A 22,646-nucleotide genomic window follows, 5' to 3' on the forward strand; every position below is an offset into this window, starting at 1 on the left:
TGAGAGGAGCAAAAATGATTAGTTTCCAAAAGAAATATCGTCAGAAATCTCGTTAATGTCATCCGATTGATAAGGAAAGTATTTCTTCAGCTGCTCACCGGCAAGGTGAATTCCGGCAACAAGTCCATCTGCATATTCATTCCTGACAAAGTAACTTTTCAGAAGTTCTTTCACACTTTCCCAAAAATTCTCAGGTACTACTTTATCAATTCCTTTATCTCCCAAAATGGCGAATTTTCTATCGGAAACTGCCAGATAAAACAGCACTGCATTTTCCTGTTCGGTCTTATGCATTTCCAGCATTGAAAATACCTCAATGGCTCTATCCATTGGATTGAGCCCTGAGCCTGCTTCAATATGCACCTTGATTTCACCTGAGGTATTTAATTCAGCTGATTTTATCGCAGAAATGATCTGAGCCTTCTGGGCCTCTGTGAAGAAGTTTTGAGACATGTTTTTTGTTCATTATGAATAGCAAATGTTGCAGGATAAATGCTGACTAGGCCTCATCCTGCAACATTTGCCATCTCATGATTATTTTGTTCCGAAATCAACAGAAGGAGCTTTCTGTGCACCCTGATCAGCCTCGAAATATCCTTTCTCAGCAAAACCCGAGAAACCGGCGATAAGACTGTTCGGGAAGGTTACTACCTTATTATTGAATTGCTGAACAGTTCCGTTAAATCTGTCACGTTCTTCTTTAATACGGTTTTCTGTACCTTCAAGCTGAGCCTGCAATTCAGAGAAATTTTCAGTAGCTTTCAATTGAGGATAATTTTCAGAAACTGCCATCAAACGGGATAATGCTCCGCTTAACTGAGACTGTGCATCCTGGAATTTTTTCATATTTTCAGGAGTCAGATCATTAGCATCTAATTTGATTTGTGTAGCACTTGCACGTGCAGAAATTACATCCGAAAGTGTACTTTTTTCGAAATTAGCTACTCCCTGTACAGTTTTTACCAGGTTAGGAATCAAATCAGCACGACGCTGGTATGCTGTTTGTACATTAGCCCAAGCCGATTTAACTTCCTGATTGCTTGTAGCCAGTCCATTTCTGACACCGATACCCCAGAATACGATTAGCCCAACAACGACTAAACCGATAATAAGTCCTCTTGACATAGTTTTGGTAATTTTTTAGTTGATAGTTTTGATTGAAAAGATTTACATTTCAGATTCAGGCAATCACCTCCCGCTCTGTTTACAAATTTGAGTTATTTCATAAAATTCAGCTCCGGGAAAATCATTGGAATTTTTCACAGATTCAATACTGAGATTCCCGTCCGGTACTAATTCATTGAAATGATGTGTCAAAAGTAATAATTTGAAGAAATATACAAACTTTTTGTGTGTTAAGGATAAGATTTGCGTGGCTGAACGGTCTAAAATTGTGTTTCTCTTATTTATTTATCATTTTTACGCTCTGATAAAACTACTGAATTTCTATGAATATCTTCAAAAAATAAATCTATTATTTCAGTCTTCTGTCAACAGCTATGAAAAAAAACAAGACCAATTATTTCAAACAAATTCTGACTTTAGGGACGGTTCTTACCATAACACAAGCCTGTCAGGAAATGAAAAAATCTTTACCAATGAATCCAGAAGTAATTAAAGCACCAGTGGCGGCGATAAAGCCCCATCCTATGACCATTCACGGAGATACCCGGGTTGATAACTATTATTGGCTGAAAGATCGCGAGAACCCCGAAGTGATCAAATACCTGAATGAAGAAAATGCCTATACCGATACAGTTATGGCTCCGACTAAAGCTTTTCAGGAATCTTTATTCAACGAAATGAAAGGCAGGGTCAAAGAAAAGGATGAATCGGTTCCTACCAAAGATGGCGGTTATTACTATTATTCCAGATTTATCGAAGGAGGAGAATATCCTTTGTATTGCCGCAAGAAAGGTTCTCTGGAAGCTGCTGAGGAAATTATGCTTGACGGAAATGCACTAGCAAAAGGTAATTCTTATTTTAACATCGGAGGATATGAAGTTTCAGACAATGATGAAATTCTGGCTTATGGTGTAGATACTTTAAGCCGCAGAAACTATACTTTGAAGTTTAAAAATCTCAAAACCGGAGAAATTTTAAAAGACGAAATTAAAAATACAGAAGGTGGCTCTTATGCCTGGGCGAATGATAATAAAACGATATTCTACATGGTCCGCGATCAGCAGACTCTTCTGGCTTCAAAAGTATATCGTCATGAATTAGGCAGCAGTACCAAAAGTGATGTATTGGTTTATGAAGAAAAAGACCCTCAGTTTTACATGGGTTTAGGACGTACCAAGTCGAAAAAGTATATCATTTCTATTTCGGATCATAATGGTGTTTCTTCCGAATACAGACTCCTCGACGCTTCTGATCCGAAAGGAAAATTTTCAGTTTTCCTTCCCAGAGAACACGGACATCAATATTATATCGAGCATTTCGGCAATAAGTTTTTCGTAAGAACCAATAAAGATAAAGCGGAAAATTTTAAGCTGATGGAAGTAGAAGAAGGCAAAACCAGTGATAAAGCTAATTGGAAAGAAGTAATCCCTCACAGAGCAGACGTCTATCTTGACGGAATGGAAGTTTTCAGAAATCATTTGGTTCTTCAGGAAAGAAAAGAAGGTTTAATGCATTTACGGGTAATTAATGAAAATACCAAAAAGGAATACTATATCGATTTCGGCGAACCGGCTTATGATGCAAGTGTAGCTTATAATCCGGACTTTGAAACCAATGTGCTTCGTTTTTCCTATACTTCTCTGACAACCCCGAGTTCGGTTTTCGATTACAATATGGATTCGAAAGACAAGAAATTAATGAAAGAGCAGGCCGTTTTAGGTGGTTTTGATAAAAATGATTATGTTACTGAACGTCTATACGCCACTGCACGGGATGGTGTAAAAGTTCCTATTTCAATTGTTTACAAAAAGGGATTCAAAAAAGATGGTTCTCAACCTCTTTTACAGTATGCCTATGGCTCATATGGATACTCCACCGATCCGTATTTTTCCGGTGCAAGATTAAGCTTGCTGAATCGGGGATTTGCTTTTGCCATCGCTCACATCAGAGGCGGGCAGGAAATGGGTCGTGCCTGGTATGAGAATGGTAAAATGCTGAAAAAGAAGAATACGTTTTACGATTTCATCGACTGTTCTGAGTATCTGATTAAAGAACAATACACCTCAAAAGATAAGCTTTTTGCCAATGGCGGTTCTGCAGGTGGTTTGCTGATGGGTGCAATTATCAATATGCGCCCGGATTTGTATAAGGGAGTTGTGGCTGGCGTGCCTTTTGTTGATGTCGTTACCACCATGCTGGATGAAACCATTCCGCTTACTACGGGAGAATGGGAAGAATGGGGAAATCCAAAAGAGAAGATTTATTACGATTATATGAAGTCGTATTCTCCTTACGACAATGTTGAAAAGAAAGAATATCCTAATTTACTGGTAACAACCGGATTACATGATTCTCAGGTACAATATTGGGAGCCTGCTAAATGGGTAGCCCGTTTGAGAGCACTCAAAACTGACAAAAACGTATTGCTTTTACATTGTGATATGGAATCCGGACATGGAGGTGCCTCAGGACGATTCAAGCGTTTTCATGATGTTGCAAGAGAATATGCATTTATCCTGAATCTGATGGGAATTAATCAATAAGCCCTAAAATACTAAAAGGGAATACGGCTGGTCCTTATTCCCTTTTACTTTATATTGCGTAAAATGCTACTGACTTTTATTGCTGTTTATTTATTCATCAACCTGCTGATTGGCTGGTGGGCTTCAAAGCGTATTTCAAATACAGAAGATTTTGTGCTGGCCGGGCGAGGGCTTTCTTTTATGTTTTCCTCTATGGTAACTTTTGCTACCTGGTTTGGTTCAGAAACCATGATGGGTGCTCCTGCTGAGTTTATTAAAGACGGCTTCCTCGGAGTAATTGAGGAGCCTTTCGGAGCCTCTTTATGTCTTGTTCTGGTCGGCTGTTTTTATGCAAGAATTTTCTATAAACTCAATATCCTGACTTTTTGCGACTATTTCGGCTTACGTTTTGGCAAAATTGCTGAATATGCTTCTGCCATTCTGATGATTCCCTCCTATTTCGGATGGATTGCAGCACAATTGGTAGCAATGGGTGTCGTAATGCAGGTAATTATAGGTTTGCCACTAAGTACAGGGATCTGGATCAGTGCCTTGCTGGTGATGACATATACGCTGATGGGAGGTATGTGGTCCATTTCTATTACAGACTTCCTTCACAACATTCTCCTCATTCTTGGTCTGATTATTCTGGGAGTCATTCTTTACCGACGAATCGGAGGAATTGAAAATATCATTGCACAGACCCCTCCGGGCTTTTTCAGAATAATTCCAAAAGATTTCACGCTGAAAAGTAATCTGGAATATTTTGCTGCCTGGATAACGGTCGGGCTGGGTTCAATTCCACAACAGGATATATTTCAAAGGGTCATGGCCTCGAAGGATGAACATACCGCTGTAAAATCTTCCATAACAGCCGGAATAATGTACCTTACCATTGCCATGCTGCCCTTGTTTATAGCTCTGATTGCCAAAATTCTGCATCCTGAATTATTGAATGCTGACACCAAAATGATTATCCCGAATATGGTACTTCAGCATACTTCTCCGTTTATTCAGATTGTGTTTTTCGGGGCTCTGATCTCAGCTATTTTAAGTACAACAAGCGGTGCCATACTGGCTCCTGCAGCTGTAATCGGTGAGAATCTTATCAAACCGCTTTTCCCGAAAACCTCTGATAAACAATTGCTTTTAATCATCAGGATTTCAGTTGTTCTCGTTACATTCTTTAGCATCTGGATGGCATTGAGCCGTCAGGATATTTTTACCCTGGTAGGAGAATCTTCTGCATTCAGTCTGGTTTCTCTTTTCATTCCCATGACTGCAGGACTTTACTGGAAAAAAGCAAATCTTACCGGTTGTATCGCCTCAATGTTTTTCGGCTTTTTTACCTGGCTTTTATGCAATTTTTACCTTTATACTGAAGTTCCGCCAATTCTTTATGGTTTATTGGCCGGAGGAATTGCGCTCTTTCTGGGTTCTTTCTTCCCGGATAAGCTAAACTCTTCAAAGTTCAGTGCAAATCAGAGTGTCTGAGATAAATCTTATTTTCCCCGAAATACCGCAGAATTTATCTTTGAATTACTTACTCATGCCATTTTTGTCTGATCCTTCCGATGTATTGCCCACCGTTTCCTTCAAACAAAATCCTTTGAAGTTCTGAACCAACATTTGGATACATTTCCAGATGTTGTATCTCAGTAATCGGTTTCCATACCAGTGCTTTTGCTGAAGTTTCTGAGGGATTTAAAATAGGTATTCCGCCGATAATTTCTCCTGCAAAAACGACATGAAGTACATCGTTCTTTTGCTGAGGCAAAATAACTTCTCCGCTAAGCAGCATTTTCCCGATTTCAATCTCAATTCCCATTTCTTCCTGCAACTCTCTAATCAAAGTTTGCTCAAGCGTTTCCCCCAGATCAGGATTTCCCCCGGGAAGATTATAAACATCAGTTCCTCCGTAAAAATATTGCATGAGTAAAACATGCTGATTTTCAATAACTAATACACTTGGCCTTACTTTCATAAATGAATAAAAATATTTTTTTTCTTATTGTATAGGGGGAAATGACTTCTGATTTGTCTAGGATTTATACTTCTCAAACTTAATAAATTAATCTCTAGAGTGCCATGAAACTAAACAAAAAACTTAGTTTTTCTAGCCTTTTCTTAATACAGTTATTGTTTCTGTTTCTCACTGGATGCCATATCCGGTATGGCCTTTATGACGATGATCGTCCTGTTGAAATCAGAGAAAAGAATTTCTACATCAATAATTTCACAAAGCTGGACATTGGAAATGCCATGAGAGTGAATGTGCAGAGAGGGGATCATTTTAGTGTGTCAGCAAAAGGAGATCGGATTAATGTAGATGATATCGACATGACAGAAAGAAATGGCGTTCTGAAGATTTATTACCGTAATAACAGAAACAGACGCTTTCCGATGGATATTAGTATCGTGATGCCCAATTTAAGAGCCGTGTTTTTCTCGGGAGCATCAGAAAGTAATGTAGAAGGTTTTGATACAGGAATTATAGATATTGTTCTTTCGGATGCCTCCAAAGCCGCTTTTAATGTCAGATCACAATTTTTAAATATAGATCTTTCAGGAGCATCCAGTTTAAATATATCAGGAGAGTGTCAGAAAATAAACGGATACTTTTCCGGTGCATCAAATCTTTATGCGTTTAACCTCTATTCCGACGAAGCTGAAATTGATGCCTCCGGCGCAAGTTCAGTCAGAATTAACATTTTGAAATATCTGAAAGCAAGGGCCTCCGGTGCAAGCAGAATCAGATACCGGGGAAATCCTTCGATCGACAGAAATCTTTCAGGCGGCAGCGCACTGGAAAGAGATTAAAATATTAAAGATAAGCTCTGAGAATAGTTCTCACCTAAGTCACTAAAATAAATGATACCAGGGTTCTTAAAAGAGATGAATTGTTTTCATCTCTTTTTTATTATTTAATGCCTGCGAAAAGCTTCTGAATACCCGTTCTTTTGAATTTCAGAATGTTGAAAACTTGCCAAAGTATTGGTATCTTTCGGCAGATTAAAAGATTATTTCAAATGCAGATTCAGGAAATTACAAGATATATTGAACAACTGGCGCCTTTAGCTTATCAGGAAAGTTATGACAATGCAGGGCTGATAACCGGGAATCCAAAAACTGAAATCAGTGGCATCTTAATCTCACTGGATTGCACAGAAGAGGTTGTGGATGAGGCCATTCAAAAAGGCTGCAATCTCATTGTTGCCCATCATCCTATTGTTTTCAAAGGTCTGAAAAAGCTCAACGGTAAAAATTATGTGGAACGAACCGTGATTAAGGCCATTAAAAATGATATCGCTGTTTATGCTTCTCATACCAATCTTGACCACGTAAAAGGAGGCGTTAATTTTAAAATCGCTGAGAAGTTAAAACTTACCGATTGCAGGATTCTGGCCCCGAAAAAACAGATTCTTAAAAAGTTAGTTGTTTTTGTGCCTTTCAATCATACTCCACAGGTAACCAAGGCATTGTGCGAGGCAGGTGCAGGACAGATTGGTGAATATTTTAATTGCAGTTTCCAAACATCAGGCATCGGATCATTTACTCCTTCTGAAAATACAAATCCATTTATCGGAGAAGCATTAAAGCCGGAAAAAGTGGAGGAAAACCGTGTAGAGGTAATTTTACCCTCTCATCTCGAAAGAGAGGTTCTGCAGGCTATGAAAACAGCTCATCCCTATGAGGAAGTAGCCTATTATCTGACCTTACTGGAAAACACTGATAATGAGGTTGGTGCAGGAGTAATCGGCACTTTATCCGAAACCCTGACTGAAGAGGATTTTCTGCATTATTTAAAGAATCATATGCAATTGAAAAGCATCCGTCATACCAGATTGCTAAACAGAAATATAAGCAGGATTGCTGTCTGCGGCGGAGCCGGAAGCTTTTTGCTTTCAGATGCAATCAGACAGAAAGCTGATGTTTTTATTACGGCAGATTATAAATATCACGAGTTTTTTGATGCTGAAGAAAACATCATAATTTGTGACATTGGACATTATGAGTCGGAAGTTTTCACAAAGGACTTAATTCATAGCTATTTATCAAAAAAAATTACTAATTTTGCGATTCTCAAAAGTGAAGTCAATACTAATCCCGTTCAGTACTTTTGAGGTGACGCGTTAATAAGTTCGCAGGACGATATGTTTCTTTTGAATTGTTAACCAACAACGAACAACGAATAACTACAAAATGGCAACAGCAACCGAAACAACCATTGCTCAAAAATTAGAAGGTTTACTCAAACTTCAATCTATAGATACCGCTTTAGATAACATCAAAAAAGTGCGTGGCGATTTGCCTGAAGAAGTTCGCGATCTGGAGGATGAAATTGCAGGTTATGAGACCCGTATTTCTAAATTCAAGAAAGAAATTTCTTCTCTGGAAGAGGAAATCTCCAAAAATCGTAATGCCAAGAAAGAAGCTGAGAAGTTGGTAAATAAGTACAAAGACCAGCAAATGAATGTCCGCAATAACCGTGAATTTGATGCTATTTCAAAAGAGATCGAATTACAACAGCTGGAGATGGAATTGGCTGATAAGCGTATTCGTGAGTTCGACTTTAAAATCTTAAATAAAAACGACGAAATTTCTTCTACTGAGACTGTTCTTTTCGAACGTCAGAAAGACCTTGATTCAAAACGTAAAGAATTAGGTGTTATCATTGGCGAAAGCGAAGAAGAAGAGACTAAATTCATGAAAGACCGTGATAAAGCGGCCAAAAATGTTGAAGAACGTCTGTTAAAATCTTACGATAAATTGCGTAGCAATGCCGTTAACGGACTTGCTGTAGTAATGGTAAAACGTGGTGCGTGCGGAGGCTGCTTCAGCTTTGTTCCCCCTCAGCGTCAGGCAGATATTAAAGATAAAAAGAAAATTATTGTTTGTGAACACTGCGGACGTATCCTTGCTGATGTTGAGGATTCAATTACCGCTGTTGGTAAACGATAATAAGTTTTCTGAAAAATCGTTCTTTAAAAAGCCTACCGTATCGCACGGTAGGCTTTTTTGATTTACTGGCCTGTGAATTGTTTATTTTAGAGAAATTTTTCCTATTTTTCCAAAAAATCTATTAAGTCTATAAATAAACTATATTTTATGTCTGAAAACATCTTGCTGCAAAAACCGATCAGGTTTGGCCGGATAATCCTCAATTTCATTCTGTTTTTCATTCTGATAAGTTACAATAGCTTTTCAGCCGATTTTGAATTGACTCCTCAAATGCAGAAAGCCTATTCTGAAATACTTAAAATGAGAATTTATTCAGGAAGAAATCTATTGCTGGCCGACAAAAACCAGCCCAACGGTTTCAGAGCCTATCTGGAAAGTTATGCCGATATGATTGAGCTGCTTGCTTCAGAGAATCCGAACGACTACGATGAATTTATTGACCAGCAGAGCGACAGGCTTTCCTTCATCTCAAGTCTCGACAAGTCTTCTCCTTACAACAAACTCTTGCAGGCAGAAGTCAGACTTCACAGCGCTTTTGTAAAGTTAAAATTCGGCCATGAAATCAAGGGTGCAGGGGATATTATTAAAGCTTATAAATTATTGGAAGCCAATGCCAAACAGTTTCCAAACTTTATCTCTAATCAGAAATCTCTCGGTTTATTGCATATTCTGATAGGTTCTACGCCTGAAAACTATTTATGGGTAGCCCATATTCTTGGTTTAAGGGGCAATATCAATCAGGGACTTACTGAGCTACAAAATGTTATACAAAAAGACCCTTTTTTCAGGGATGAAGCTCAGATGATTGACTATGTTGTACATTCCTATATTCTGAAAATCAACGAGAAGCAGCTTGCAGGTTTTAAAAATTTCATAGAATCCCATCCGGATAACCTGTTGTTTCAATTCTTCGGAATTACTACTTATATCAAAGAAGGCAAAAGCGAAGAGGCATTAGACCTGCTGGAGCTCAAAAGAAAACCAGGTTATGTTCCGCTTCCCGTGCTGGAATACCTGAAATCTGATATCTTATTACAAAAAGGTCAATACCATCAGGCTGTTACCGGATATTTATATTACATCAACAATCATAAAGGCCTTAATTTCATCAAGGATGCCAATTATAAACTATTCCTTTGCTACTGGCTCAACAATGAAGATACTAAGGCTATGCCTTATCTGCAAAAGGTGGAAGAAGTCGGAGAAACAATTGTAGAGTCCGACAAATCAGCCTTAAAATATTCAAAGAACTATCTTGCTAAAAAACCCGGCCCTCAATCAAAGATTCTGATGAAGGCTCGCCTTGCTTGTGATGGCGGCTACTACGATCAGGCCTTATCTTTTCTGGGAAATTTAACAGAAGCTCAGTTTGAATCTCTATCTGACAAAGCTGAATTTAATTACAGAAAAGGAAGGATTTACCAAAGAATGGATGATTCTCTTAAGGCTGTCCCGCTTTTTGAAAGGGCCATTAATCTTTCTTCCGGGCAAAACTGGTCGTTCGGTGCAAATGCCGCACTTCAGACTGGTTATATCTTTCAGCAAAAAGGAGACAGAATGAAGGCCAAGTATTTTTTCGAAAAAGCAATTTCCTTTAAGAAACATGAATACAAGAATTCTGTTGACAATAAAGCCAAAGCAGCGCTGAATGAAATGGGATTTTAGAACAAACCCTGCTTCTTCAATTCTGACACAAAATTTCCTGACATCTTTTTAAATGGTGATTTAGTTAAAGACATGTTTATCACATTTTAATAGCGATTTCCGCAAAACCTTAACTTTCATGGAATGGAATCCATAAAAGTTAAGGTTTTTGTGGATTTAATTCCATAAAAGTTATATATTTGTTAAAACCTGATAGCCATGATTACAAGATTATTGCAGAGGAAATTAGAAAGCAGAATAGACTATAAAAAGGCTTTGTTGATTTTTGGCCCGCGGCAGGTGGGTAAAACGACACTTGCAAAAGCTCTTGCCAAAACATTGGATTTACCTTTTGAGTATTTCAATGGAGATAATATCACAACTAAAAATTTATGGTCAATATCTAATCTTGAAGCCTTAAAACAAAGTTTTGGTAATAAAAAACTGATAGTGCTTGATGAAGCACAAATGATTGAGGATATCGGTCTGATTCTGAAACAATTAATAGATGCTGATTTAGGTATTCAACTAATTGTGACAGGCTCGTCCTCATTAAATATTGCGAATAAAACGCAAGAACCACTCACAGGTAGAAAATGGGAGTACAATCTATATCCAGTCAGTAGTAGCGAAATGATGGAGTTTCAGGGTATTCCTCAATATTTACAGTCATTTCAACACTACCTGATTTTCGGAATGTACCCGGAAGTGATTATGAACAAGGCTGATGCCAAAGAAATTTTGCTCAACATCTCCAGTAGTTATCTTTACAAAGATGTCTTAGCATTAGTGGGATTGAAACGGCCACAACTTTTAGAAAAAATACTGAAGGCATTAGCCTTACAGGTAGGAAGTGAAGTTTCCCTCAATGAATTGGCAGGTCTGGTTTCAGCAGATGTAAAAACTGTTGACAATTATATCTATTTACTTGAACAAACATTTGTGGTGTACCGACTCGGGACTTTGAGTAGAAATGAACGGAATGAAATTAGTACTAAAAAGAAAGTATACTTTTATGACAATGGCATTCGAAATGCTCTAATTGGTAATTTCAGTCCTATAAACAACCGAAATGACATTGGAGCTTTATGGGAAAACTTTTTGATGGTAGAGAGAAAAAAGCTATTAGCTTATCATGGCTTTCATGGCAGGACTTATTTTTGGAGAAATAAACAGCAGGCAGAAGTCGATTATATTGAAGAAATAGATGGTAAAATATATGCATTTGAGTTCAAATGGAATCCAAAGGCGCAAACAAGGTTTCCTCAAGCATTTATTGATAGCTACGAACCCGTCAATACTGTCGTTATAAGTCAGGATAATTTTTGGCAGTGGCTAAAAGAATATCCATATTCTGTAGGCAGTCCTAAAATGTAACATTTTGTATTCAGTTTATTTTCAGCCAACAAAATGCTTACTAAATGTTCAGGAAAACTTACCTTACTCCCACAAATCCTTATTTTTCACCTATTCATCAACAAAAAATGGCAAATCTCAGGTATTTAAACCGGATTTGCCATTTTCAATTCACTTTAAAAATAACTAATTCTAAATATTCTGATTGATCTAAGAAAGCATCTTAAACAAAGAAGTCAATTTATCTTTCAGATCTTTTCTGTCAACAATAAAATCAAGGAAACCATGTTCTAAAACAAATTCAGCACTCTGGAATCCTTTAGGAAGATCTTTTCCGATTGTTTCACGAATTACACGAGGGCCTGCAAAACCAATTAAGGCTCCCGGTTCGGCAATGTTAAAATCCCCTAACATTGCATAAGAAGCCGTTACACCGCCTGTTGTCGGGTCGGTTAATAAAGATACATAAGGAATTCCTGCTTCGTCAAGCAAAGCCAAACGGGCAGAAGTTTTTGCCATTTGCATCAAAGAATAACCTGCTTCCATCATTCTGGCACCTCCCGAACGCGAAATCATTAAAAACGGTGATTTTGTTTCCAGAGAATGGTCAATTGCACGGGCAATTTTCTCTCCTACCACAGATCCCATTGATCCTCCGATAAAATTGAAATCCATTGCCGCCACAGTAATATCCAATTCGTTCATCTTACCGTAAGCAGTACGAACAGCATCTTTTAGGCCGGTTTTCTTTTCTGTAGCTTTTAAACGATCAGGATAATTTTTAGTATCTACGAAGTTCAGAGGATCTCCTGAAGACATTAATGCATCTAATTCAGTATATCTAGTTTGATCAAAAAGCAATTCGAAATATTCCTGAGAGCCAATTTTTTCATGATATCCGCAATTAGAGCATGTATAAGCCAAAATTCTGTGCTCACGTGTATGCATTACTTTTTTGCAGGATGGACACTGATACCAAAGCCCGTCCGGAGCTTCACGTTTCGCTTCTGTGGGGGTATTAATCCCTTTATCTTTTCTGGTAAACCAAGACATTGTTCAGATGATAATTGAATGTTGAAAGTATTTTGGGTAATTGGTTCTAAATTATTAATGAGGATTTCAGGGAAAAGAGCCTTGCCCTTTTTCTGTAAAACTCTGACCAAAACTAATTTTTGCAAAATTTACAAGACAAATTTAGCCTTGTAAATTGTATTACACCAAGATTTTTTGGGTAAAATAAAGATTATTACACTTCTTTATTTCAATTATAAATCCTGATTTTTCAAAAATCCGTTGCAAAGATACAGAAAATGCAAAAGCCTTTTCCGAATTTTTCAGAAAAGGCTTCACAAGAATTACTTCTTTTAGATAGAATTGTAGTATTTGAGCAGTTTTATGATGTTTTCCCAATTATTTAATTTCAAATTTTCTTTACTGAGATATTCCTCAAGCTGTTCTTTTTTATCAGGAATGGCTTCAAATACAGATTTTTTATCCTTTTTTACCTTTACAAGCGTTCCGTCCATTTTAGCAAGATAAAAGCTTTCATCACTTACATAAGCATATAATTTGGTAGCCTGATTATATTGCGTTTTATTCTGCATTCTGGAATGCGGATATTTGACCAGCGATAAATTCCCTTCACTAAGAATCTGATAGAAGGTAAGATTAGTCTGTTTCCTGTCCAGATTCTGGAAACCTCTCCGAAAAATGGACCCATCCGGCAGCCTGAATCCAACAATTGTCGGTTCTGTAAGGGTGAAATTATTCCCATCCTGCTGGTATTCCAGGTCATTGCTGTATGTATTGAAACGAATCATGAGTTTACTCAGTTTTTCATCTTTATACATTATAACTGCCTCCTGAAAAGTATCCGATAAATAGGGAGAATTCTCAAATTGCACATCCTGGCCAAGCATCACAACATTGCCGGATGTATTGGAATTTGCCTCAATACCACTTCTGGTATTAGCCTGTGCTGTTGAAAGATGAACAGAGGCAATCCCCAATAACACAGTTGCGGTAAAAACTATCTTTTTCATATATAATTCAAACAAATGAAATGTTTAATATTTTCAATTTAACGAAGGAAAATGGCTTTTTTAACAATGCGTTCATCACCAACCTGTAAATGAATAAAATAAGTGCCTCCAGCCTGATTAGAAAGATTAACTATCTGGGTAAACTCCGTTCCGATTCCTTCAAATGTAGATGTTCCCAGCATTTTTCCGGTTAAGGTACTTACAGAAAGCGTCACCTTTCCGGCTGGTTTTACGAATTTGGCTTCTATTCTGAATTCACCAGTTTCATTCGGATTAGGTGATAGCTTTACCTCCGTTTTTACCTCCTCTTCCAGACCCAGAACCTGATTGCCTCCTGATGTTCCTGGAGCAGGGCCCTGGATATTTAAATTATCTACTGTCCAGCCCCAGCCATAAGCGCCTGCGTCAGCATGAAGTTTGAAACGAATCAACACTTTATCGCCTGCTTTAAAATATCCGGCTTTAAGCATATCGATTTGTCTTTTCTGGAAAAGAGCAGGACTCCCTACTGCTTTGGAATTATTATCCTGGTCAACAATACTGTTCCATGCTGACAACCATACAGGTTTGTCGTTGGAATCCCAGCCTGCCTGAAATGCCTTCCAGGTTTTACCACCATCCGAAGAGCCTTCAACGATTACATAATCGTAAAACTGCCGGTTAACAGAACCATCTGAATTATAAAACTTGGCATTTGTTTCGCCTGGTTCTACCAAAACAACCTCATCAAAATAAATTTTTGCCGTATCGGCTCTTAAAGTAACTGGCTTTAATAAGGTAAAATAGGTATTTGTAAAAGGATCGACGTCAACATCTTCTTCCGAGCCATCTTTATAGGGGTGATCTGAGTTCATAGAAGGATCCTTGAAACTCGCCGGAGTGGTAATGCTAAATCCCTTTGTAAAAAAGTCTGTACTCTGAAGATTTGAAAAATCAGTCTGGTAAATTGCCACAGGAGCCTGAATCTGAATTACTTTAAATTCATATGTTCCCGTTATTGGGCTATAAGTAGTATTTTTTGCTTTTGCTTTATCTTTTACCACAATTCTGTAGGTAATCTTTTCTCCTCCTTTCAGCAAACCTGCCGGAAATTCAAAATTCCCGTCATAATCACTTATTAAAATGCCATCTCCATTGCTTCTTTTTAAGCCAAAGGGTTTCTGAACAGCTCCGTTAATCGAATATTCCACATAAACCGTGTCAATCCCAATGTTATCACTTCCTTTCAAGGTTGGCAGTTTAGTGATGGTTTCCGTAGAAAACATAGAAGAAATGTTGTTATTATAAACCACAACCGGCCTGGTAGTATCCGCTCCTACTTTGAATCTGTAGAAAAAAGTAGAATCTGCTTTTCCCGGAGCCTCAGCTGGTGTAAGCATTGTTCTCCCCGCTAAATCACTTCCCTGAAAGTAATAACTTATCGTCCTTTCCGTCGCAGAAGCAGGTAAGGAAAAAGTATAAGTATCTGTATTGGGAATCCTGGTAAGACTTGCCTGAACAGGTTTCGTTTTTATATTATCATTTATGGCATAAAACATCTTTATCGACTCAGGAAGATAAGTTGTATCGCTCATTACCTGAATAGAAAATACAAAAGATTTTGTCATATCTTCCGTATCATTAAAAGGCGTGTGAATAATTGAAGATCCTCTCCAGCCCATGTCTTTAAACATGTTTAAAACAATAGGGCCTGGGTTAAGTGTCAACTCTCCGGGAGCTCCCTGTGGAGTCATCAGGGCATCTTTATCTCCTGCTTTATAAGTCTGTTCGTCCAAATGAGAAATACTTGAACCCGTTACATAAGGATATGGTGCATAAAGTTTTGCCGGAGTATTATTGTTATTTCTGGTAGTGGAAGGGCTGTTAAAAAACAAGGCATTGCTTGTATATTGATCCATTAGAGCTGAGGAAGGATTCTCAAACAGTTTCTGGTTAATAATCTGCTGTGCCGTTTTGTTCTCAATATAGTGATCAAAAATATAAGGCCCGAATCCATAGCCCCATAAACCCTGCGTCTGGTTATTGATTGCTCTGAAAGATGATACAAATCCCAGTCCGTGGCCAATTTCATGAAGTACAGTTGAGGTAAGATCTTCTTTTCCTCTTACGGAAACAGTTTGATAAGACCAGTCAAAATTGGCATTAAAACTGGCTATAATATCCGGATCATCTCCATTTAGATTTTTATGGGCCATTTTTTCTGCCAAAGCAACCGGATACCATGTCAGGGCTTTATTAGCTCCGGGAAAATCTCTGTAAATTGCAGTGGTATAAGCCGATCCCAATATGCCATCTCCGAGAATCGTCCAGTTGGCTCTGATTTTTATAGGAACATCTGAAATGATTACGCTCTGCCAGATATCAACTGCCCTTTGAAAAGCTGCTTTTGCTTCCTGCGGGAAATCTATATATTCTACAATAAATTTGGAACGATCAGCCTGCGGGCGTGCATTTGGAGAAAGTTTCTGTAAATACTCCTGCGGAGGGGCTACGTACGTAGGGGTATATGGTGTATTTCGGTCCGGAACGGGGCAATAAATAATAGAACCTGGTCTGGTTTCCATTCTTACTCCATTATTTTTAGCTGGCGTTTTCTGTGCTTCTGCTGAAAACACAGTGCCTGTAAAAGTCAAAACAAGCAAGGTAGCTTTCGAAAGTAAATTTTTCACATTCTTAAGAATTTTAGATGAACACTTCTCAAATAAATTAATCCTACGGGTTAAAATTCAATATCGATGCATCCGGCAAAGAAACAGCTTTTAAAGCTAGAACTATCAGATATTAAGCAAACTTCATGCTTCAACAGGCTTAAATACTTTTCCTTCTATAAAGTTATTGGCTTTTCCGTATTTTCCTTGGGATTTTCCATAAAAAACCTCGCACAGGTGAATGCGCGAGGCTTTTTTAAAAGATTCTCAAATCGATTTAATATCCCGGGTTCTGAATAAGTTTCTTATTAGCCAGCATTTCTCTTTGAGGAATCGGCCACAATGCCTGGTTATTGCTGTAATTAGCCAATACTTTTGAGGCTCTACCCGTTCTGATCAGATCGTAGTAATAATGTCCTTCCAATGCTAATTCTAACCTTCTTTGCAGGAACAATTCATCTCTCAGTTTCGCCTGATCATTCACAATAGAATCGCTGACGTTCGATAATCCGGCTCTGTTTCTGATTTGATTAATCAGCGTAACTGCATCTGCAAGCTTTCCTGTTTCCAAAGCAGCTTCTGCCTGGATCAGAATCATCTCGCCAAGTCTGAATAATACCACATTATCATTTCCCTGGATTCTGAAGTACTTCAGTCTTGAATCAAAGGCAACTGTAGGAATTCTACGAGCATCTCCCACAGTAAAGGCATTTTGTAAATCCGTAGTCGGGCGCATCTCATTTCTTCCTCCTCTTGCCGTACTAAATAAGAAAAATGCAATCGGATTGGAGTTTGTAATACTGAACTGAAGCTCCCAGATAGATTCATTTGTATTCTGATCTTCAAAAATTGAAAGGAAATTAGATTCCAGGGTTTTCCCCTGAGAGGCAGAGGCTGCTGCGGCAGAAGCCAGTGCCCATTCCTGACGATACAGATGTACTCTTGCCTTTAAAGCATAAGCAGCAAGTTTATTAGCTCTTCCTACATCAAATGAAGGATCACCTGTTGCAAAATCCATCGGCAGATTTGCAATCGCAAATGTCAGATCATCCAGAATCTGTTTGTACACATCTTCTTTAGGATTACGGGAAACCTGCAAGCTTGCATCTGCAACTTTTGTAGGCGTTAATACAAGCGGAACATCACCCCATGAACGAATCAAGGTAAAATAATGATATGCTCTCAGGAAGCGGGCTTCTGCAATAACAATATTTTTACTGTCAGCAAAAGCCGGATCATTGAATGCCGGAACATTGGTTATAATGTTATTCGCACGGTTTATTCCGTCATAGATTTGTGCCCAAACATTAGTTATTTCAATATTATCCGCCAGAATATTACGTTGTGCAATAGCGGCAAATGACGGAAAAGAACCTGTATGAGCAAGATTACCTCCCTGAAGGTCAGGATAAAGTAAGATTCTTAAACCCATATAGTTTTCACTTTGCAAAGCATTATAAGCTCCAATCAGAGAAGCCTGAATGGCCTCAACACTTTGAAAAGCTTTGTCGGAGGTAATTGAAGACTGGGGCTCCTGATTTAACACCTCACAACCTGCCAGACTAAAAACAAGCGTGGCAGCCAGTATTAATTTATGAATATATGTTTTCATCTGTTTATGATTTAGACTTTCGTTTGAACATCAGCTATTTTCTCATTCCCTTCTGTCTTTTAAGCTGAAATTCCCGGAAAATAAAATTGACTGATAATTAAAATATAAAACGCATTAATTATGAGACATTTAACATTTCAATTAAAAATCGAGTTGAACGCCAAAAGTATAGGTTCTTGCCTGAGGATAAACCAGGAAGTCTGTTCCTAATGCCACGTTACTTCCGCTGAATGTATTTACTTCCGGATCAAAACCTTTGTATTTTGTAAATGTCCATAAGTTCTGAGCTTGTCCGTAAATTCTTACTCTTGAGAATAATTTGGTTCTTTCTATCAATTTTGCAGGAAGGGTATAACCTAAAATCAGGTTCTTGATTCTGGCATAAGAACCATCTTCAAGCCATCTGTCTGAATCACGGCTATTGCTGTTCGGGTCACCATAAATAGCTCTCGGAACATCTGTATTAGTATTTTGCGGAGTCCAGCGTCTTAGTGTTTCATCTGTCTGGCCAAAAACACTGCTCATTGCAGCAGAAAAGGATCTGGTTGCATTATAAATTTTGTTTCCGTAAGAATATTGAAGGAATACAGATAAGTCAAAACCTTTGTAATAGAAATTATTGGTCATCCCGCCAAAGAAATCCGGTTGAGCAGACCCCAGAACTTCCTGGTCGGCGGCAGTAATAACGCCATCACCATTTAAATCCTTAAACTTGATATCACCAGGTGCAGTAGCAGCTACCTGATAATAGGCTTTCGCTCCGTTGGTACCAAATTTATTATTGGCAATTGTATTCAACGCATTGATTTCATCCTGAGTCTGGAAGATTTTCTCAACTCTGTAACCTCTGAAAGAACCGATCGGGTAACCGGCAGCTAACCAGCTGGCAAAACCTGCTTCCTGTGGCTCCACATCCGTATTGAATGATAGTAATTTATTTCTGTTAAATGTAATGTTAAAGTCTGTTGACCATTTGAAGTCTTTTGTATCTATATTTCTTGTATTCAGAGAGAACTCCCAACCAACGTTTTCCATTTTCCCTACGTTTTTCGTAGCTACGCTAAATCCGGAAGTTGCAGGAATATTTACGGGATACAATAAATCAGATGTTTGTTTATTGTAGTATTCTGCCGTAAAGTTAACCCGGTTGTTAAACAAGCCTATTTCGATGGCGATATCAAGCTGATTTGTCTTTTCCCATTTCAGATCAGGGTTAGGAACTTGCGACGGAGAAATACCGCCTTGTCCGATGTAGTTGGTCCCTGAGCCATAAAGCCCTAATGACGGGAAGTTCCCTGCGTTGATATTATCAGTATTGTTGTTTGTATTGATAATGTTATTTCCGGTTGCTCCGTAGCTGGCTCTGAGTTTCAGATTGCTGATTTTCTTAACATCCTTCATAAAATTCTCCTCGCTGATCAACCAACCTCCTGAAACTGATGGAAACAAACCCCAACGATAGTTCTTACCGAGGTTTGAAGCTCCGTCATAACGAGCTGAGGCACTGAAAAGGTATTTCCCGTCATAATCGTAATTCAAACGACCGACATAAGAAGAAATACCAATAGATGTTCCGTTCGACTGGGCATCAACTTTTACTGAACCAGATACGTTCTTTTTAAAGTCATTACTAGGGAAACCTGTTGTCTGAATATACAAGGTTGCCTGATTTCGTTCCTCATAGGCAGCAACTGCTGTGGCATTAATATTATGCTTTCCGGCAATTGTTGTGCTATAATTCATGATATTGTCCCATTGCCAGCGGGTAGCTGTATAACTGGTTGAAGTTCCCTGTCCTTTTACACCTACACCTGCATTGGTAGTAGTAGGTTTATACTGATCCTCGTTAGAAGTCAGATAATCCGTACCAATCTGAGATCTGAAAGTTAGTCCTTTAATCAGTTCATATTGTGCATAAGCATTTGCCAGCACTCTGTAGTTTGTCACAAGTTGTGTTGGTTCAGCGAAAGCAGCAACCGGGTTTTCAACAATTGAGGCAGGATCCTTATAGTATCTTCCCTTATCATCTCTGATCGGAACATCTGAAGTAGCCAGAATTGCAGTGGAAATTACCCCATAAATGTTGTTATCATTTTCCAGACGATTAACGGTAGAACGGGTCAAACCAATACCTGTTCCTACTTTAAACTTAGAACTGACGGAATGATCAAGATTCAGGCGTCCGTGTAATCTGGTAAATCCTGAGTTTCTCACAATACCATCCTGATCAAAATATCCTCCTGAAATTGAATACTGCGTCCTGTCATTTCCACCGGAAATGGCAATTTCATAGTTTCTGATAGGAGCAGTTCTGAAAATCTCATTCTGCCAGTTTGTACTGTATTTAGTCAATGAAGGGTTATCATATGAAGCAGCCGTTCTGATGCCATTACGATCCGCCTCCGGAATACCTGTCAATAAATCCTGTACAAAAGACGTTAAAGCGCCTTTAGTTGGCCATACATCTCCAAAACCTACAATTTGTCCCTGGGAATTAATGGAACCGAAACGGTTAAAAACCATATCATTAAAAAGAGCTGAATACTGAGGTCCGGTCAGGGTATTAATTCTGTTCCAGGTCTGGGCAAAACCTGTGGAATAATTCAGGGTGACTTTTGTTTTCCCAGATTTACCATGTTTAGTTGTGATAAGCACAACTCCGTTTGCAGCCCTGGAACCGTAGATTGCGGATGCAGCAGCATCTTTAAGCACTTCCATGGATTCAATATCTCCGGGAGGAATATCGGAGATCGGATTCAGTAACTGCCCTCCGGTACTGATCTGGGTAGTATTATTCGTATTTAAAATAATACCATCAACCACATACAAAGGTTCATTACTTCCCTGAATAGAGTTTGTTCCTCTTACACGTACCTGAATACCTCCGCCGGGAGTACCTGAGTTTTGAGTAATCTGCACACCGGCAGCACGTCCCTGTAAACTTTGTTCAATACTTGTTATAGGTATATCAGCAATCTGTTTCGCTGTTACACTGGATAGTGCTCCGGTCAGAGAACGTTTGGTCTGGGTTCCGTAACCTACCACAACAACTTCATTCAATTCAGAGACATCTACAGCCATTTTAACATCAATAACAGATTTGGATCCGATTATGACTTCCTGCTTTGAAAATCCTATGAAAGTAAAGATTAGTGTTTTTGCCTCATTTGGCAATGATATTTTGTATGTTCCGTCGATATTTGATGTAACACCTCTCGAAGTTCCTTTCGCAGAGATACTAACACCGGGAAGCACTGATCCGTCTTCTCCGGAAGTTATTTTTCCGGTAATGACTCTCTCTTGAGCAAGTGCCTGAAAAACAAGCCCGAGCATCAATACAAAGCTCATTAGTAGATTTTTTTTCATTTGCATAATAAGGTTTAAGTGAATTAGAAACTAAAAAGTAAAGGGTGACTTAATTTAAACAAATTGTTATCAATATTCAACCTGTAAAACCCTTTTTTGTTCTTGAAATAATACAAAAAAAGGTTTACTTAGAAAAAAGATTGTTTTTTATAGATTCATACCAATTTTGAGACCAGAAAAAAAGCAAAAATGAATATTCTCCGGTAATCCGGCAAATACTGGTTTTATCTGAAAATATTATGCTAAACATAAGACGTTCTTTTTACAAAAAAAAATTCCGCAGGACATCCGTTCAATATTTAATCCTGAAAGCATATTGCAGGGTTTGAAACAAAATGGTACTTTCACTAATAATTGAAGAAAGTCTTGTTATTTATTATGTTATTCCCTCTTTTATGAGCACCTACTGGAAACTATCTGTTGCTGAGATAATCACACTCCTGCTAATTCTTATTGTTTGTTATTTGATCTGGGTATCCGCAAAATTTCTTTATAAGTTCCTGGCTAAACCTGTCGTTAAAAAGCGGAAAAGGTAATCTGAAAATTTGAAGACATTGGGAAGAATAAATGATGGAAATATTTAGTGTTGCACCACAAAAGAAATAGTTTTGGCATTTTATTGCATTAGGACTATTTCTGAATGATCGCAACTATTTCTTATTTAATAAGTAAAAAGGAGCAGCCTTAAAATGAAGTTTTTGAAACTCCATTCTAAGGCTGCTCCTTTTTTTATAAGTAATCGGCGTTTTCTTTGAAAAACTATGCTGAAGGTCTTACTCTGGTTTCTAATGGAATAATTGTATCGCCATTGTCCAAAGTAATCATGAAAATGAACTGCAGGTCATAAAAAGCAGTTCCGTTCAATGGTAATGAAGTAAGACTCTTCTTGGTAAGATATTCAGCAACGGTTGTAGTGAACGTTACCGACTTTCCGCTGGCAGAAATCGGAGCAGTATTATACAAACCTGTTGCAACCTGTACAGCAGTCGGGTTAATCGCTCTGTTCACAGAAGAAGCCGCCACACGGGTGATTTCTTTAATAGTACGAGGACTTCCGTCTGCCAGTTTTAATCTGATTTCAATTTTCCCTCCAGCTGATACTGAAGTAGTGGTAAATGGATAACGCTCATAAAATGTAGCATTGTCCACCGTAATAGCATCTGTAGCTACAGCATCTCTAACTCCGTAAATCCCATCGTTTTTACAAGAGGCTAGTGCTATTACAAGTAATATTATAGCTAAAAAATTATATTTTTTCATCTTAAGACTTCGTTTAAATGTATTAAAATTTATTCAAATGGAATATTTCTGAAAGAGGATTAACCTTGAAGAAATATTCCGTATTTTGAAAAATTCCATTTCCTGAAAG

General features: G+C 38.2%; 16 protein-coding genes. 7 read left to right on the forward strand and 9 right to left on the reverse strand.

Annotated elements, in window-relative coordinates; genetic code table 11:
* Positions 1-18: 18 nt before the first annotated feature.
* Both BM179_RS14225 and BM179_RS14230 read right to left on the reverse strand, forming a co-directional pair.
* On the reverse strand, positions 19-453 hold the full coding sequence (locus BM179_RS14225; RefSeq protein WP_092017807.1) for a TPM domain-containing protein: 435 nt from the start codon (positions 451-453) through the stop codon (positions 19-21).
* 81 nt (positions 454-534) lie between these two features.
* Positions 535-1,125 carry a LemA family protein gene (locus BM179_RS14230; protein ID WP_092017808.1) on the reverse strand — a complete coding sequence of 197 codons (591 nt, stop codon included), beginning with the start codon at positions 1,123-1,125 and terminating at the stop codon, positions 535-537.
* Positions 1,126-1,499: 374 nt separating this feature from the next.
* On the opposite strand from BM179_RS14230, the gene BM179_RS14235 reads away from it, so the two are divergent.
* Together BM179_RS14235 and BM179_RS14240 are read left to right on the forward strand one after the other, a co-directional pair.
* Complete coding sequence (locus tag BM179_RS14235) at positions 1,500-3,668, forward strand: S9 family peptidase (protein ID WP_092017809.1); 2,169 nt, start codon at positions 1,500-1,502, stop codon at positions 3,666-3,668.
* A gap of 63 nt (positions 3,669-3,731) precedes the next feature.
* The gene (locus BM179_RS14240; RefSeq protein WP_092017810.1) at positions 3,732-5,141 is read left to right on the forward strand and encodes a high affinity choline transporter 1; all 1,410 of its coding nucleotides are present in this window, start codon (positions 3,732-3,734) and stop codon (positions 5,139-5,141) included.
* A gap of 49 nt (positions 5,142-5,190) precedes the next feature.
* Here BM179_RS14240 and BM179_RS14245 read toward each other — a convergent pair whose 3' ends face one another.
* Entirely contained in the window at positions 5,191-5,631 is a 441-nt protein-coding gene (locus BM179_RS14245; protein WP_092017811.1) for an NUDIX hydrolase, read from the reverse strand.
* 104 nt (positions 5,632-5,735) lie between these two features.
* On the opposite strand from BM179_RS14245, the gene BM179_RS14250 reads away from it, so the two are divergent.
* The 5 genes from BM179_RS14250 (at position 5,736) to BM179_RS14270 (ending at position 11,630) form a co-directional block, all read left to right on the forward strand.
* Positions 5,736-6,467, forward strand: coding sequence for a head GIN domain-containing protein (locus BM179_RS14250; RefSeq protein WP_092017812.1), 732 nt, complete (start codon positions 5,736-5,738; stop codon positions 6,465-6,467).
* Positions 6,468-6,676: 209 nt separating this feature from the next.
* A complete protein-coding gene (locus tag BM179_RS14255; RefSeq protein WP_092017850.1) occupies positions 6,677-7,771 on the forward strand; it encodes a Nif3-like dinuclear metal center hexameric protein in 1,095 nt (364 codons plus the stop codon).
* Between the two features lie 79 nt (positions 7,772-7,850).
* Entirely contained in the window at positions 7,851-8,609 is a 759-nt protein-coding gene (locus BM179_RS14260) for a zinc ribbon domain-containing protein (protein ID WP_092017813.1), read from the forward strand.
* A 147-nt stretch (positions 8,610-8,756) separates the two neighbouring features.
* Positions 8,757-10,274, forward strand: a complete 1,518-nt coding sequence (locus BM179_RS14265; RefSeq protein ID WP_092017814.1) for a tetratricopeptide repeat protein — start codon at positions 8,757-8,759, stop codon at positions 10,272-10,274.
* Between the two features lie 198 nt (positions 10,275-10,472).
* Positions 10,473-11,630: an ATP-binding protein gene (locus tag BM179_RS14270; protein WP_092017815.1), complete on the forward strand. Its 1,158-nt coding sequence runs from the start codon at positions 10,473-10,475 to the stop codon at positions 11,628-11,630.
* Positions 11,631-11,819: 189 nt separating this feature from the next.
* On the opposite strand, the gene accD is transcribed toward BM179_RS14270, so the two are convergent.
* The 6 genes from accD to BM179_RS14305 all read right to left on the reverse strand — a co-directional run bounded on the left by accD (position 11,820) and on the right by BM179_RS14305 (position 22,537).
* Positions 11,820-12,662 (reverse strand): acetyl-CoA carboxylase, carboxyltransferase subunit beta, encoded by an 843-nt coding sequence (gene accD / locus BM179_RS14275; protein ID WP_092017816.1) that lies wholly within the window; start codon positions 12,660-12,662, stop codon positions 11,820-11,822.
* Between the two features lie 311 nt (positions 12,663-12,973).
* On the reverse strand, positions 12,974-13,651 hold the full coding sequence (locus BM179_RS14280) for a hypothetical protein (protein ID WP_092017817.1): 678 nt from the start codon (positions 13,649-13,651) through the stop codon (positions 12,974-12,976).
* 38 nt (positions 13,652-13,689) lie between these two features.
* The gene (locus BM179_RS14285; protein ID WP_092017818.1) at positions 13,690-16,320 is read right to left on the reverse strand and encodes a T9SS type A sorting domain-containing protein; all 2,631 of its coding nucleotides are present in this window, start codon (positions 16,318-16,320) and stop codon (positions 13,690-13,692) included.
* Between the two features lie 256 nt (positions 16,321-16,576).
* Positions 16,577-17,911: a RagB/SusD family nutrient uptake outer membrane protein gene (locus BM179_RS14290; RefSeq protein ID WP_092017819.1), complete on the reverse strand. Its 1,335-nt coding sequence runs from the start codon at positions 17,909-17,911 to the stop codon at positions 16,577-16,579.
* A gap of 141 nt (positions 17,912-18,052) precedes the next feature.
* The gene (locus tag BM179_RS14295; RefSeq protein ID WP_177219410.1) at positions 18,053-21,277 is read right to left on the reverse strand and encodes a SusC/RagA family TonB-linked outer membrane protein; all 3,225 of its coding nucleotides are present in this window, start codon (positions 21,275-21,277) and stop codon (positions 18,053-18,055) included.
* Positions 21,278-22,036: 759 nt separating this feature from the next.
* Positions 22,037-22,537 (reverse strand): hypothetical protein, encoded by a 501-nt coding sequence (locus tag BM179_RS14305; RefSeq protein ID WP_092017822.1) that lies wholly within the window; start codon positions 22,535-22,537, stop codon positions 22,037-22,039.
* Between the last annotated feature and the right edge of the window lie 109 nt (positions 22,538-22,646).

This window comes from Pseudarcicella hirudinis (assembly GCF_900115665.1).
Lineage (GTDB): Bacteria > Bacteroidota > Bacteroidia > Cytophagales > Spirosomataceae > Pseudarcicella > Pseudarcicella hirudinis.

Bases quoted from the DNA above. Each gene is read 5' to 3' on its own strand.
- BM179_RS14295 (WP_177219410.1), bottom strand. From the start codon at position 21,277: ATGAAAAAAAATCTACTAATGAGCTTTGTATTGATGCTCGGGCTTGTT.
- BM179_RS14260 (WP_092017813.1), top strand. From the start codon at position 7,851: ATGGCAACAGCAACCGAAACAACCATTGCTCAAAAATTAGAAGGTTTA.
- BM179_RS14240 (WP_092017810.1), top strand. From the start codon at position 3,732: ATGCTACTGACTTTTATTGCTGTTTATTTATTCATCAACCTGCTGATT.
- BM179_RS14280 (WP_092017817.1), bottom strand. From the start codon at position 13,651: ATGAAAAAGATAGTTTTTACCGCAACTGTGTTATTGGGGATTGCCTCT.
- BM179_RS14265 (WP_092017814.1), top strand. From the start codon at position 8,757: ATGTCTGAAAACATCTTGCTGCAAAAACCGATCAGGTTTGGCCGGATA.
- BM179_RS14270 (WP_092017815.1), top strand. From the start codon at position 10,473: ATGATTACAAGATTATTGCAGAGGAAATTAGAAAGCAGAATAGACTAT.
- BM179_RS14290 (WP_092017819.1), bottom strand. From the start codon at position 17,911: ATGAAAACATATATTCATAAATTAATACTGGCTGCCACGCTTGTTTTT.
- BM179_RS14225 (WP_092017807.1), bottom strand. From the start codon at position 453: ATGTCTCAAAACTTCTTCACAGAGGCCCAGAAGGCTCAGATCATTTCT.
- BM179_RS14305 (WP_092017822.1), bottom strand. From the start codon at position 22,537: ATGAAAAAATATAATTTTTTAGCTATAATATTACTTGTAATAGCACTA.
- accD (WP_092017816.1), bottom strand. From the start codon at position 12,662: ATGTCTTGGTTTACCAGAAAAGATAAAGGGATTAATACCCCCACAGAA.
- BM179_RS14235 (WP_092017809.1), top strand. From the start codon at position 1,500: ATGAAAAAAAACAAGACCAATTATTTCAAACAAATTCTGACTTTAGGG.
- BM179_RS14245 (WP_092017811.1), bottom strand. From the start codon at position 5,631: ATGAAAGTAAGGCCAAGTGTATTAGTTATTGAAAATCAGCATGTTTTA.
- BM179_RS14250 (WP_092017812.1), top strand. From the start codon at position 5,736: ATGAAACTAAACAAAAAACTTAGTTTTTCTAGCCTTTTCTTAATACAG.
- BM179_RS14255 (WP_092017850.1), top strand. From the start codon at position 6,677: ATGCAGATTCAGGAAATTACAAGATATATTGAACAACTGGCGCCTTTA.
- BM179_RS14230 (WP_092017808.1), bottom strand. From the start codon at position 1,125: ATGTCAAGAGGACTTATTATCGGTTTAGTCGTTGTTGGGCTAATCGTA.